This window comes from Plantactinospora sp. GCM10030261, from assembly GCF_042666615.1.
In the GTDB taxonomy this organism is placed as follows: domain Bacteria; phylum Actinomycetota; class Actinomycetes; order Mycobacteriales; family Micromonosporaceae; genus KBS50.
Genome location: NZ_JBHTDD010000001.1, coordinates 22,062 through 34,846, shown reverse-complemented (window position 1 = coordinate 34,846; position 12,785 = coordinate 22,062). Strand labels below are relative to the sequence as shown.

Genomic DNA, 12,785 nt, shown 5'->3' with positions numbered 1-12,785 from the left:
CGAGGCGGGACGGGTTTCCGCGAGTCGTTCCAGACGCGCCGGAGGAGTTTCTCGCCTAGCAGGTTCCGCTTGACGGCGCACGCATTACACGCGTGTAATTTTCGGAGGGGTCGTTCGGACGGAGCGGGATAAACCGGGACGGACGGACACATACGCCTTCCGCGTGGGGGGTTGCGGCGGCTGCGGTCGTCGCACGAAAAGGAGGCATCTGCATGGACGGCCGACTCGAGGTGGCCGACCTGCTCGGAAACGCACCGGAGTGGCAGGAGCGGGCACTGTGCTCGCAAACCGACCCCGAGGCGTTCTTTCCCGAGAAGGGCGGCTCGACCCGCGAGGCAAAGCGCATCTGTTCCCGCTGCGAGGTCAAGACCGAGTGCCTGGAGTACGCGCTCGGGCACGACGAACGGTTCGGAATCTGGGGGGGCCTGTCCGAACGAGAACGCCGCAAGCTGAAGCGACGGGTGGCGTGACCGGACAGCGGGTGGCGTGACCAGACGGTCGAGTCAGGCCAGTTCGTCGGGATCCATGCCCAGCAGGTTGGCCACCTGTTCGATGATCACATCGTGGACGAGGTCGGCGAGGTCCTCGTTGTCCATGGCGCGGAATTCCAAGGGACGGCGGTAGAGGACGATCCGGGGCGGCATCTCCTGGCGGCCGGGGCGGCCCGGTAACAACCGGGCCAGTGGCACCTCGCCATCCTCCAGCACGTCGGTGTCGTAAACGTTGAGTTCCGGCGGAACGTCCTCCACCGCGAACTCGACCCCGGACAGCTCCTTCGCGAGCCGCCGCTCCAGCGTCTCGACCGTGTCGAGGACCAGGTCGTCGAAGACCTCGGCCTTGGTGCGGGCCAGCGGCACCGTCGCCGGCACCAGCCGACCACGCAGTCCGCGACCCCGGCGGTCGCGGTGTGCCCGCCGACCGGTGCCCGGTCGGCGGTGGTCTGGACTGGTCATCTGCGCTCCCTGGTGCGGGGTTCCCACGCGAGAAGGGTAGTCCCGTCCGGCCGCGCCATGCCGTCGGTGCCCGGTCGTGTCCCGGGATCGGCACGTTCCGGCGCGCCGGCGCTGCCGGCCTGTGCTTCTTGGCGATGGCTGCGTGGGTTGGGCGATCTGGCCGATAAGCAGACACTATGCGCTCGATCTGCCCCGCTGACCGGCCCGTCACGGTGCCGGCCAGCGCCAGCCCCCGTGCGCGAAGCAGGCCGTCGTACGGGGCGCGAGGCGCGACCACCGCGCGTACCACTATTTCCAGCGCCGCTTCGCCCGCTGCCTGCGGCGCGCCCAGATTGTGATCACTACGGTCGGCGTGTCGGATCGGCAACCGTCGCGCGGAACGCGGTAAGAGAGATACCGTGCCGCCGTGAGGTCACCACGGCGTTGCTCCCGCAACGGCTGCCCCCGACAAGCCGTCGCCACGTTGACCTATGTCTACAACGAATCGACCGCCGTGGTGGGACCGCTTGCCGCGTTCGCCGAGCCGCACACGTACGACCTGTGTGAGCAGCACGCCCGCAGCCTGACCGCGCCACGCGGCTGGGATGTGGTCCGGCACGAGGGCAAGTTCGAGCCGCCACCACCCACCACGGACGACCTGGTGGCGCTCGCCGAGGCGGTACGCGAGGCGGCCCGCCCCGCGCCGCCCCGCGCCGACGAGGTCGACCTGGACCGGCCGACCGAGCCGCACACCGGCCGGCGCGGCCACCTCCGGGTCATCCCGCCCCGGCCCTGACCCGCGACCGCGAGGCGCCGGGTCCGCTACCGTGTGACCGGTGCGGCGCTTGACCAACGAAACGGTCCTGGCGGTCGGCAGACTCACGCTGGCCTCGACCGAGCTGGAGTACCTGCTGGCGTGTATCGGGGCCGATCAGGCGGGCGGTGACCCCGCGGGGCTCTTTACCTCACCGTCGCCCGGGGAGCCGTTGCGAGCGGCGCGCGGGTCCGTCCAGTTCGCGCCGCCGCAGCGGCGTGCCGAGTTCGTCGGGTTGGTCGAGACCGCGGGGTCCTACCTGTTGCAGGGGCAGTCGGCCGTACGCGCAATGTGGTTCGACGGCAGCCAGGTCGACGCGACGACGTTCGACGAGATCTCCGGCCTCCTGCTGCGCTGCCGGGACCGGTTGCAGGCGCTGCTCGACGACGCCGATCGCGCGCCGGCCGGATGACCAGGACGCGACCGGGTCATTGAAGACCCGGTCGCAGCCCGGTTACCGATTGCCGAGCACCCGGGAGCGGATCAGGAACCGGACGCCCTCGGGGGCCTCCAGCGAGAAGCCGCTGCCTCGGCCGGGCACCACGTCGACGGTCAGCGTGGTGTGCCGCCATCGTTCCCACTGCGCGGCCGACATCCAGAACTCCACCCGTTCCGGCACGTCGTCCACGACGAGCGAGGCCAGCAGTACGTCCGACGCGCCGGTGCGGAACTCGCCCGCCGGGTAGCACATCGGGGCGCTGCCGTCGCAGCAGCCACCGGACTGGTGGAACATCAACGGCCCGTGGGCCGCCCGCAGCGACCGGATGAGGTCTGCTGCCGCAGGCGTCACGGTGACGGGCGAGCCGTCGGTGGTGGGGACGCCGGCCATCAGAACAGGCCGAGCTTCTTGGGGGAGTAACTGACCAGCAGGTTCTTCGTCTGCTGGTAGTGGTCGAGCATCATCCGGTGGTTCTCCCGGCCGATGCCGGACTGCTTGTAGCCGCCGAACGCCGCGTGCGCCGGGTACGCGTGGTAGCAGTTCGTCCACACCCGACCGGCCTGGATGGCGCGGCCGGCCCGGTACGCGGTGTTCATGTCCCGGGTCCACACGCCGGCGCCGAGGCCGTACAGCGTGTCGTTGGCGACCTTGACGGCGTCGGCGAGGTCGTTGAACGAGGCCACGGACACCACCGGTCCGAAGATCTCCTCCTGGAAGACCCGCATCGAGTTGTCGCCCTCGAAGATCGTGGGCCGCACGTACCAGCCGCCGGAAAGCTCCCCGCCGAGGTCGGCGCGCTCGCCACCGGTGAGCACCTTCGCGCCCTCCTGCCGCCCGATGTCCAGATAGGACAAAATTTTCTCGAGCTGGTCGTTGGACGCCTGCGCGCCGACCATCGTCTCGGTGTCCAGCGGGTGTCCCTGCTTGATCGCCTCGGTCCGGGTCACCGCGTCGGCCAGGAAATCCGCGTAGTGGCCCTGCTGGACCAGTGCCCGGGACGGGCAGGTGCACACCTCGCCCTGGTTCAGGGCGAACATCGTGAAGCCTTCGAGCGCCTTGTCGTAGAAGTCGTCCCGGGCCACGCTCACGTCGTCGAAGAACAGGTTGGGGCTCTTACCGCCCAGTTCCAGGGTGACCGGCTTGATGTTCTCGCTGGCGTACTGCATGATCAGCCGCCCGGTGGTGGTCTCGCCGGTGAACGCCACCTTCGCCACCCGTGGGCTCGCCGCGAGTGGCTTGCCCGCCTCCACCCCGAACCCGTTGACGATGTTCAGTACGCCGGGCGGCAGCAGGTCGGCGACCAGGCTGAGCCACAGGTGGATCGAGGCGGGGGTCTGCTCGGCCGGCTTGAGCACCACGGCGTTACCGGCGGCCAGGGCGGGGGCCAGCTTCCAGGTGGCCATGAGGATGGGGAAGTTCCACGGGATGATCTGACCGACCACGCCGAGCGGTTCGTGGAAGTGGTACGCCACGGTGTCGTCGTCCAGTTCCGCGAGGCCGCCCTCCTGCGCCCGGATCGCCCCGGCGAAGTACCGGAAGTGGTCGATGGCCAGCGGGATATCGGCCGCCAGTGTCTCCCGTACCGGCTTGCCGTTCTCCCACGTTTCGGCGACGGCGAGAGCCTCCAGGTTGGCCTCCATCCGGTCGGCGATCCGGTTGAGCAGGAGGGCACGCTCGGCCACGGGGGTTCGGCCCCACGCGTCGGCGGCGCCGTGTGCCGCGTCCAACGCGCGTTCGACGTCGTCCGCGGTGCCACGGGCGATCTCGGTGAACGGCTGCCCGGTCACCGGGGTGGGGTTCTCGAAGTACCGGCCGCCGGCCGGGGCGACGTACTCGCCGCCGATCCAGTGGTCGTACCGGGACTGGTAGGAAACGGGGGCACCCTCGGTGCCCGGCGCCGCGTATCGGGTCATGCCGGTCCTCCATCGTCGCAGGATGCGTGTCCCGGCGACGTTAGTGACGAGGACGTTGCAGCCACGTTGCATCGGTGGCGACGACGCGCTGGGGCCGGCGCGGCGGCCACTGTCGCCCGGGGTCGGCCGGCAGGCCGTACTCCATCCGGAGCTGTCGCACCCGGTCGGCGGCCAGTGGTCGGTGCGGCGATCCGAGCGGCAGCACGGCCACCAGTCGCTCCCACACCCGCAGGTCGGTCTCGCCCCACGGTGCCCGCGCCCACGCCGCCAGCGCCGCCGGGTCCGCGCCGGCGAGCACCGCCGCCCGCAGTTGGCCGTCGACCAGCCGGCGCAGCCGGCCCACTTCCGGTGCGTCGGAGGCGGGCAGGAGCGGACCGCGGTACGCCTCGACGGCGGTCGCCACCCGGCCGGCGTCGAGGAGCCGGGTGACGGCCAGGAAGTCCGCGTCCAGGCCGGGCCGCAACCGGTACGGGCGGGAGTCGAGCAGGGCCGGGCCGAGGTTGCGGCGCAGCCGGGACAGCTCGGCGCGCAGCGTCACCGGGGTCCACCGGCCGTCGCCGTACAGGTCGAGGCCGAGCTGTTCACCGGTGCGACCCTCCGGGTGACTGAGCAGCAGCACCACGAGTTCACTGTGCCGGCGGCCGAGCCGGATCCGCCGCCCGCCGGTGCTGAGCAGAGCGGTGTCCCGGCCGAGCGCGCGGACCAGTCCGCCGGCGCCCATCCCGGTCGGCCCTTCGGGCCCGGTGTCCGCGCTGCCCAGCCATCCTGTCCCGGTAACGGGGGAGGGCCAGTTCCCAGCCGGGGGCCGGATCGTGGCGAGGTACGCCTCGGCGGCCCGGGCGGTGGCGCGTACCAGAGCGAGGCTCTGCGGGTTGGCCAGGTGGTCGCCGCCGGTGATGTCCAGGGCGCCGAGCAGCCGGCCGGTGGCCGGGTCGTGGATCGGGGCGGCGGCGCAGGTCCACCGCTGCACCGGCCGGCTGAAGTGTTCGGTGGCGAAGATCTGGACACTGTGGTCCTCGGCGAGCGCGGTGCCCGGCGCGTTGGTGCCGGCGTGGCCCTCGTCCCACCGGGCGCCCGGCACGAAGTTCATCCGTTCGGCCTGCCGGCGCACCGCGGGGTGGCCCTCGACCCAGAGCAGCCGGCCGGCCGCGTCGCAGACCGCCATCAGGTGGGCGCCGTCCTGGGTGACGCCGCCGAGCAGATCCCGGACCAGCGGCAACACCCGGGCCAGCGGGTGGTCGGCCCGGTACGCTGCCAGTGAGTCGTCGGTCAGCTCGATCGGGGCGGTGGTGTCCGGGTCGAGTCGGGCACCCAACGAACGGCGCCACGAGGCCGCCACCACGTCCCGTACCCGAAGCTGTGGAGCGCGTCCGCTGTCCACCGCGCCGTTGGCGGCGTGGTCGGGCGCGCCCTCGAAGGCTTGTGACATCGATGCGCGCCGGACCGAGCCAGGACGAGATCCGTCGGCGCTGCGGATGATGCCGTCGGTGGTGCCGCCATCGGTGGCCCTGCCGGCGGTGCCGTCGGCTGAGCGGCCGGCCAGGAACGCCTCGTGGGCGGCTCCGATTCGCGCCATCCGCTCAACCGGATCGGCGCCGACCTCCAGTGCCAGCCAGGGATCCGCCATCACCAACCATCGTGACGCAGCTCACGCTGGATTGCCACCCACCCACCCACCCACCCCCACCTCTGTCGATCTTGCGGGTTTGGTTGGCAATTAGTGGCTCTGATCCCGTTTTGCCGCAACCTAAACTGCAAGATCAACGAGGGATTGGGGTGGTGTGCGGGCTTCGATGCGATAGCACATCAGGGGTGGCGATGGGCGTTGTCCACAGCCGGTCTGGTAGTCCACAGGCGACCGCGTTGACCGTCCGGCGGTCTGCCCTCGGCTGGCAATCTACACACCCATGGATCGGGGACTATGGCGCGGGCGGGAGCTAGTACAGTCCGCCGGGCGAATGGCCGTACGGATGCGGGTCGGGCGCGGCGACCTGTATCGCGTCCGTCGGGGGGTCTACGCCGATCGGATGCCTGATGACGAGGTTGACCTGCGGGCCCTGTTCCTCTGCCTGCCGGAGGTGGCGGTGCTGGCGGGGCTGAGCGCGGCCCGACGGTTCGGTTTTGGGGTGCTGCGCGAGGACGCGGTCCACATCCAGCTTCCACCCGACGTTTCGCGGCCCCGCCTGCCGGGTCTGATCGTCCACCACGGAGTGCTGCCGCTGCCGGAGCCGGTCATGGTGCGTGGCATTCCGTGCGTTCCGCCAGCCCGGTGCGCTGTCGACCTGGCCCGAACAGTGCGTAGGTTGGACGCGTTGCCGGTCCTCGACGCGGCGCTGAGAAGCGACCTCGTGACGCCCGACGGGCTCCACGCCGAGGTGGACCGGCATCGCGGACTCCGGGGGGTCAGGCAGGCTCGTGAACTCGTACCGCTGGCCGACGGGCGGGCCGAGTGTCGGCAGGAGAGCCAACTGCGACTGGTGTTGATTGACGCTCGGCTGCCGGCTCCGGAACCTCAGGTGTGGGTCTGTGACGACTGGGGCAACCGCCGCTATCGGATCGACCTCGGCTATGAGGAGCGCCGGGTGGGCGTCGAGTACGACGGGATGTCACATCTCGACCGGGATCGCCTGCGGTACGACCGGGAGAGGTCCAACTGGTTCGACGCCAGGGGTTGGACCATGCGGTACTTCACCGACCGCGACCTGTACCGCAGGCCGGATTACATCGTGGCCCTGGTCCGCGCGGCCCTCGCTGCCTCCCGGTGACTCGTGCCTGCCCCAACCCACCCGCGATCTTGGTCTTTGGGTCCCCGCGAAAGGAATCAAACACCCGTAACGACAGCCCAAAGTGCAAGATCCGCGAAAGGGGGCGGGGTAGCCTGCGCGGGTGGATGAACTGGTGGTGGTCAATCCGTACGACGGGAGCGAGGTTGACCGCGTTCGGGCGGTGACCACCGACGAGGTGGAGCGGGCGGTGGCCGCGGCGGCGCGGGCGAGTGGGACGGCCGCCGGACTGCCGGCGCACGTTCGGGCCGGCGCGCTGGACCACGTGGCCCGCCGGCTGACCGAGCGGTCCGTCGAACTGGCGGAGCTGATCACGGCGGAGAGCGGCAAGCCGATCCGCTGGGCCCGGATCGAGGTGCGGCGGGCGGTCTCGACGTTCCGGTGGGCAGCCGAGGAGGCTCGCAGGTTCTCCGGCGAGCTGCAGCGGCTGGACACCGATCCCACCGGCACCGACCGGATCGCCCTGGTCCGGCGGGTGCCGCGCGGTCCGGTGCTGGGCATCACGCCGTTCAACTTCCCGCTCAACCTGGTGGCCCACAAGGTGGCCCCGGCGCTGGCGGTGGGTGCCCCGATCGTGGTGAAGCCGGCACCGAAGACCCCGTTGTCGGCGCTGGTGCTCGGCGACATCCTGGCCGAGACCGACCTGCCGGCCGGGATGGTCGCCGTGCTGCCGGTGCCGGACGACCGGGCCGAGGCGTTGGTACGCGATCCCCGGCTGCCTGTGGTGTCGTTCACCGGCTCGGACCGGGTCGGCGAGGCGATCCGGCGCATGGTGCCGGACAAGCACGTCACCCTGGAACTCGGTGGTAACGCGGCCGCGTTGATCTGCGAGGACTGGGCCGCCGACGAGGACTTCGACTTCGCGGCCCGGCGGATCGCCACATTCGGCGCGTACCAGGCTGGACAGAGCTGCATCGCGGTGCAGCGCGTGTTCGTGCACGAGTGGCTCTACGACGGCTTCCTGGCCCGGTTGGTGGACGCGGTCGCCGCTTTGCGGGTGGGCGATCCGGCCGACGAGGCGACCGAGGTCGGACCGCTGATCAACGAGGCGGCGGCCGCCCGCGTGGAACGCTGGGTGGACGACGCGGTGGCCGCCGGTGCCCGGCTTGAACTGGGCGGCCGACGGGACGGCACCACCTTTCCGCCGACCGTGCTCACCGGCGTGCCCGCTGACGCCGCCGTACGGACCGAGGAGGTCTTCGGGCCGGTCCTGATTGTCGAACCGGTGGCCGACGACGCCGCCGGCTTTGACGCGGTGAACGACTCGCGGTACGGGTTGCAGGCCGGTGTGTTCACCCGCCGCCTGGACACCGCCTTCGCGGCGCACCGTGCCCTCCGCGTCGGCGGGGTCATCGTCGGCGACGTGCCGTCCTACCGGGCCGACCAGATGCCGTACGGCGGTGTGAAGGCGAGCGGCGTGGGTCGCGAGGGGGTACGCAGCGCGATGGACGACTACACCGAGCCCCGTGTTCTGGTGCTCAGCGGCGTCCCGCTGTGAGGTGGCGCTGGTCACCGGTCGGCTGTCCGCATCCCTGCCGCTCGGGTAGGCGGGGGATAGGCTGACCGGCGACTGACTGGCGATGATGAGGTGGATCATGATGCGACGGCTCGGTGCGGGACGGCTGGCGACGGCCGCCGTGGTGCTCGCCGGGTTCGTGGCGGTCTGCGCGGCGCCGGCAGCAGCGGACGAGCCGGACCGGGTCGGCATGCGGGCGCCGAAGAGCTTCACCGCGGGCGGGAATCCGGGTGCGGTGGTGGTGTCGGTGAACCGCCGGGAGGACGGCTGCGTCAACGTCCGGCTCCAGCTCGGCATCCGGTTGGCCGGCCTCGCTCCCGACCAGGTACGGGTGGACGCCACGGTCGACGGCGACACGCGGCGGGTCGGCGTCTCGGGCTCCGCGTCGGCCGTCGCGACAAGTCCGATCGCTCCGGAGCGGGAACGGCTGTGCGAGAAGAAGAGCGCCGCCGTCCGCTTCCGGGTCACCTTCCTCGACGGCGCGCCGGGTGGCACGGCCACTCTGATCGGGCAGGCCAGTAGCGCCGGCGGTGACGTGCTGGCCCGGCAGGCGGTCACCACGCGGGTGACCGGCGCGACGGCGCGCCCGTCCGCCTCACCGTCCCGTACGGCCAGTTCGGCGCCGACCGTGCCGCCCACCGACACACAGGTGGTGGGGCCGGTGGGGACCCCGTCGGCGGCACCGGCGGCGGCGACGGCGCCGTCGGGCGGACTCCCCTGGCCGGCGGTCCTGTTCGGCGTCGGCATGGTGGTCATCGGCCTCGCGTTGCTGGTGCTGCTGCTGCGCCGGAACCGGGCCGACAAGGCGGCCGGATCCGGGCCGACCCCGGCGGGCGGCCCTGCGGGCGGCACCTATGGCTCCGGCGGCCCCTATGGCTCGGGCGGCACCTATGGCTCGGGCGGCACCTATGGCGGCGGCAGGTACGGCTCGGGCGGCACCTATGGCGGCGGCACGTACGGCGGTAACACCTACGGCGGTAACGCCTACGGGTCGGGCGGCGGCTACCCGGCCACGAGCGACTATCCGGCTCCCGGCGGCGCCCAGGCCGCCGGTGGCGTCCCGCCCGCGGGCCGCCCCCACCGAGGTGAGGACCAGACCAGGGTGATGCCGCCTGCCGGTGGGGACCAGACCAGGGTGATGCCGCCTGCCGGTGGGGACCAGACCAGGGCGATGCCGCCTACCGGTGGGGACCAGACCGTGATCATGCCGAGGTTCCCGCACCAGCCGGAGCGCGGCTCCCAGTAGCCCCCGGCGGGCCGGTGTGGCTCCGCTACCCTCGGGGGGTTGACCGTCGCGGCGAGGAGTGTAACCGTTGTCTGACTTGTCCCAGATCGTCAAGGCATACGACATCCGGGCCAAGGTCCCGGAGCAGTGGGGCGAGCGGGAGGCCGAGGCGCTCGGCGCCGCCTTCGCCCAGGTGCTGGCGGAGCCGGACGGTCCGGACACCGTGATCATCGCGTACGACATGCGGGCCTCGTCCCCGGTGCTGGCCGCCGCCTTCGCCGCCGGGGTGCGTGCCGAGGGCATGGCCGTCATCGACATCGGCCTCGGCTCCACTGATCTGCTCTACTTCGCCTCCGGCACGCTGGATCTGCCCGGCGCGATGTTCACCGCCAGCCACAACCCGGCCGACTACAACGGGATCAAGATGTGCCGGGCCGGGGCCCGGCCGATCGGACAGGACACCGGGCTCGCGGAGATCCGGGACCGGGCGCAGGCTCTGCTGGACAAGGGCGAGGCGACCGGCGTCGAGGTGGACGTGCCGGCCGGCGAACGCCGGGACCTGCTTCCGGCGTACGCGGCACACCTGCGCGGCCTGGCCGACCTGACCGGCATTCGGCCGCTGCGCGTGGTGGTGGACGCGGGCAACGGGATGGCCGGCCACACGGTGCCGGCCGTGCTCGGTGACGCGGTGCTTCCCGCGCTGCCCCTCGACATCGTCCCGCTCTACTTCGAACTGGATGGGACGTTCCCCAACCACGAGGCCAATCCGCTGGATCCGGCGAACCTGGTGGATCTGCGGGCGGCCGTCCGGGAGCACCGGGCCGACCTCGGACTGGCCTTTGACGGGGATGCCGACCGTTGTTTCGTGGTGGACGAGCGGGGCGAGCCGGTGTCCCCGTCGGCGATCACCGCCCTGGTCGCCACCCGGGAACTGGCCCGACACCCCGGCTCGACGGTGATCCACAACCTGATCACCTCGCGGGCCGTACCGGAGATCGTGCGCGAGGCCGGCGGGGAGCCGCTGCGCGCCCGGGTGGGTCACTCGTTCATCAAGGCCGAGATGGCCCGGACCAACGCGATCTTCGGTGGCGAACACTCGGCCCACTACTACTTCCGGGATTTCTGGTTCGCCGACACCGGCATGCTGGCCGCCATGCACGTGCTGGCGGCCCTCGGTGAGCAGGACCGTCCGCTGTCCGAGTTGGCCGGCGCCTTCGAGCGGTACGCCGCCTCGGGTGAGATCAACTCGACGGTGCTGGACCAGGCGGCCAAGCTTGCCGAGGTGCGGCGCGCCTATCCCCAGGCCGAGGCCGACGACCTGGACGGCCTGACGCTTACCTTCGCCGACGGCGCCTGGGCGAACCTGCGTCCGTCCAACACCGAGCCACTGCTCCGGCTCAACGTGGAGGCACCCACCGCCGACCGGATGGCGAGTCTGCGCGACGAGGTGCTCGCCGTGGTGCGCGGCTGATCGGGCGCCGACCGGCCCGGCGCCGACCCGCCGGCTGGCCCAGCGGCCGACCCAGCGGCCGACCCGACGGCTGACCCGCCGGCTGGTCCGGCGGCCGACTCACCGGCCGTTGTGCCTGTCGTCAGCGTCCCGGCTGGGGGCGTCCGCGTCGGGTGGCGTGATTAGGATCCTCTGGGCCGGGGGACACTGCCCCCAGCGTCCACCGCTCGATGTGGAAGGAGCCGCACCGTGGCCCTCGACCCGCAGCTGCTCGACATTCTCGCCTGTCCCGACACGCATCACGCCCCGCTGGACTACGATGCCTCGGCGCAGACGCTTACCTGCACCGAGTGCGGGCGGATCTTCGAGGTGCGCGACGACATTCCGGTGCTCCTGCTCGATGAGGCACGCGGTGGTCCGGCTCAGCCGGCCGACGGGACGGGGCGGTAGATGATCCGGCGGGCTGGAGGGGCACGCTGATGGAGGGGTCCGCCGGGGTGAGCGGGCAGCGCGTCGCCGACGAGGCACTGCTCGACGACGCGACGGCGCTTGCCGAGTTCGATCCGGGTGGCATGCTCCGGTCGACCGCGTCGGCGGGTGCGCAGGTCCGCGAGTCGGCCGCGTTGGCCGCCGAGGCGAACCTGGCCGGGCTGGGCGACGAGGGCAGGCCGCGGGCGGTGGTGATCGCGGGCGTGGGCACCGCCGGGCGTACCGGGGACGTGCTCGCCACGGTGGCCGGCCCACGGTGTCCGGTGCCGGTGATCCCGCACCGCAGCGCGGGCGTGCCCGGCTGGGTGGGCGCCGCCGACGTGGTGATCGCCGTCAGCGCCTCCGGCCGCAGCCCGGAGGCGCTCGGGGCCGCCGAGGCGGCCGCCCGTCGGGGCGCCCGGCTGGTGGCGGTTGGCGCTCCCGATTCCGAACTCCAGTCGGTGGCCAGCCGGGTGCGGGCACCGTTCGTGCCGGTGCCCCGCCGAGCGCCGGCCCGGGCCAGCCTGTGGGGGCTGGTCGTGCCGGTGCTCCTGGCGGCCCGGGCACTGGGACTGGTCAAGGTCAACGAGGCCGATTTCGCCGAGACCGCGGCCCGGCTGGACGCCGACGCGGACCGGTGCCGGCCGACCGCCGAGTCGTTCGTCAACCCGGCCAAGTCGCTCGCGCTCGGCCTGGCCGGCTCGATCCCGGTCGTCTGGGGGTCGTCCCCGCTGGCCACGGTGGCCGCCCGTCGCTTCGGTGACACGCTGTCGGCAAACGCCCGCTACCCGGTGGTGGCCGGCGCGCTCGGCGAGGCCGGTCGCGGCCGGGTCGGCCTGTTGGACGGGGTCTTCGGCGGCCTGGGTGAGGCTGCCCGGGACATCTTCGCCGACCCGGACGACGAGCCGGACGGGACCCGGTTGCGGGTCGTCCTGTTGCGCGACGGCGGGTTGAACGCCGCGGACGACGCCGACGAGCCGCCGGCGGTCGAGGAGCGGCGCGCCGACGCGGTGCAGACCCTCGCGGAGCGTCGCGGCGTGCGGTGCGACGTGGTGACCGCCGAGGGTGGGTCGGCGCTGGAACGGCTCGCCTCGCTTACCGCCGTCCCTGACTTCGCGTCGGTCTATCTGGCGCTGGCTCACCGGTTGGACCCGATGGCGGTGCCCGCCATCACCGAGATGAAGGAGCTGTCGAACCAGTGAACGAGCGAATCACGGGGGGCTTCCCGCGACACCGACGAGGGGT

Annotated in this window: 13 protein-coding genes; 9 read left to right on the top strand and 4 right to left on the bottom strand. The window is 72.1% G+C overall.

What is annotated here, in order from left to right; genetic code table 11:
* The first annotated feature begins 212 nt into the window (after positions 1-212).
* A complete protein-coding gene (locus ACFQUZ_RS00155; RefSeq protein ID WP_192765159.1) occupies positions 213-470 on the top strand; it encodes a WhiB family transcriptional regulator in 258 nt (85 codons plus the stop codon).
* 33 nt (positions 471-503) lie between these two features.
* Here ACFQUZ_RS00155 and ACFQUZ_RS00150 read toward each other — a convergent pair whose 3' ends face one another.
* A complete protein-coding gene (locus ACFQUZ_RS00150) occupies positions 504-953 on the bottom strand; it encodes a metallopeptidase family protein (RefSeq protein WP_377436571.1) in 450 nt (149 codons plus the stop codon).
* Between the two features lie 406 nt (positions 954-1,359).
* On the opposite strand from ACFQUZ_RS00150, the gene ACFQUZ_RS00145 reads away from it, so the two are divergent.
* Both ACFQUZ_RS00145 and ACFQUZ_RS00140 read left to right on the top strand, forming a co-directional pair.
* A complete protein-coding gene (locus ACFQUZ_RS00145) occupies positions 1,360-1,728 on the top strand; it encodes a DUF3499 domain-containing protein (RefSeq protein ID WP_377436568.1) in 369 nt (122 codons plus the stop codon).
* A 40-nt stretch (positions 1,729-1,768) separates the two neighbouring features.
* On the top strand, positions 1,769-2,158 hold the full coding sequence (locus tag ACFQUZ_RS00140; protein WP_377436566.1) for a hypothetical protein: 390 nt from the start codon (positions 1,769-1,771) through the stop codon (positions 2,156-2,158).
* A gap of 42 nt (positions 2,159-2,200) precedes the next feature.
* Here ACFQUZ_RS00140 and ACFQUZ_RS00135 read toward each other — a convergent pair whose 3' ends face one another.
* From ACFQUZ_RS00135 to ACFQUZ_RS00125, 3 genes are read right to left on the bottom strand one after another with little or no spacing between them, the layout of a single operon-like run.
* Positions 2,201-2,575 (bottom strand): DUF779 domain-containing protein, encoded by a 375-nt coding sequence (locus tag ACFQUZ_RS00135; protein ID WP_377436565.1) that lies wholly within the window; start codon positions 2,573-2,575, stop codon positions 2,201-2,203.
* Positions 2,575-4,098, bottom strand: coding sequence for an aldehyde dehydrogenase family protein (locus ACFQUZ_RS00130; protein WP_377436564.1), 1,524 nt, complete (start codon positions 4,096-4,098; stop codon positions 2,575-2,577). The genes ACFQUZ_RS00135 and ACFQUZ_RS00130 overlap by 1 nt, the downstream gene beginning before the upstream one ends.
* A gap of 40 nt (positions 4,099-4,138) precedes the next feature.
* Positions 4,139-5,527, bottom strand: a complete 1,389-nt coding sequence (locus ACFQUZ_RS00125; RefSeq protein ID WP_377437456.1) for a GAF domain-containing protein — start codon at positions 5,525-5,527, stop codon at positions 4,139-4,141.
* Between the two features lie 598 nt (positions 5,528-6,125).
* On the opposite strand from ACFQUZ_RS00125, the gene ACFQUZ_RS00120 reads away from it, so the two are divergent.
* From ACFQUZ_RS00120 to ACFQUZ_RS00095, 6 genes are all read left to right on the top strand, one after another.
* The gene (locus ACFQUZ_RS00120; RefSeq protein ID WP_377436562.1) at positions 6,126-6,863 is read left to right on the top strand and encodes an endonuclease domain-containing protein; all 738 of its coding nucleotides are present in this window, start codon (positions 6,126-6,128) and stop codon (positions 6,861-6,863) included.
* A 121-nt stretch (positions 6,864-6,984) separates the two neighbouring features.
* Positions 6,985-8,379, top strand: coding sequence for an aldehyde dehydrogenase family protein (locus tag ACFQUZ_RS00115; protein ID WP_377436560.1), 1,395 nt, complete (start codon positions 6,985-6,987; stop codon positions 8,377-8,379).
* Positions 8,380-8,476: 97 nt separating this feature from the next.
* The gene (locus tag ACFQUZ_RS00110; protein ID WP_377436559.1) at positions 8,477-9,643 is read left to right on the top strand and encodes a hypothetical protein; all 1,167 of its coding nucleotides are present in this window, start codon (positions 8,477-8,479) and stop codon (positions 9,641-9,643) included.
* A 67-nt stretch (positions 9,644-9,710) separates the two neighbouring features.
* Entirely contained in the window at positions 9,711-11,093 is a 1,383-nt protein-coding gene (locus ACFQUZ_RS00105) for a phosphomannomutase/phosphoglucomutase (protein ID WP_377436558.1), read from the top strand.
* Between the two features lie 228 nt (positions 11,094-11,321).
* Positions 11,322-11,522: a Trm112 family protein gene (locus ACFQUZ_RS00100; protein ID WP_377436555.1), complete on the top strand. Its 201-nt coding sequence runs from the start codon at positions 11,322-11,324 to the stop codon at positions 11,520-11,522.
* Between the two features lie 26 nt (positions 11,523-11,548).
* A complete protein-coding gene (locus ACFQUZ_RS00095) occupies positions 11,549-12,742 on the top strand; it encodes an SIS domain-containing protein (RefSeq protein ID WP_377437454.1) in 1,194 nt (397 codons plus the stop codon).
* Positions 12,743-12,785: the final 43 nt, after the last annotated feature.

What these genes read in the sequence shown, in the direction of transcription:
- ACFQUZ_RS00110 (WP_377436559.1), top strand. Translation starts at nt 8,477, where the DNA reads ATGATGCGACGGCTCGGTGCGGGACGGCTGGCGACGGCCGCCGTGGTG.
- ACFQUZ_RS00150 (WP_377436571.1), bottom strand. Translation starts at nt 953, where the DNA reads ATGACCAGTCCAGACCACCGCCGACCGGGCACCGGTCGGCGGGCACAC.
- ACFQUZ_RS00125 (WP_377437456.1), bottom strand. Translation starts at nt 5,527, where the DNA reads ATGTCACAAGCCTTCGAGGGCGCGCCCGACCACGCCGCCAACGGCGCG.
- ACFQUZ_RS00155 (WP_192765159.1), top strand. Translation starts at nt 213, where the DNA reads ATGGACGGCCGACTCGAGGTGGCCGACCTGCTCGGAAACGCACCGGAG.
- ACFQUZ_RS00130 (WP_377436564.1), bottom strand. Translation starts at nt 4,098, where the DNA reads ATGACCCGATACGCGGCGCCGGGCACCGAGGGTGCCCCCGTTTCCTAC.
- ACFQUZ_RS00120 (WP_377436562.1), top strand. Translation starts at nt 6,126, where the DNA reads ATGCCTGATGACGAGGTTGACCTGCGGGCCCTGTTCCTCTGCCTGCCG.
- ACFQUZ_RS00135 (WP_377436565.1), bottom strand. Translation starts at nt 2,575, where the DNA reads ATGGCCGGCGTCCCCACCACCGACGGCTCGCCCGTCACCGTGACGCCT.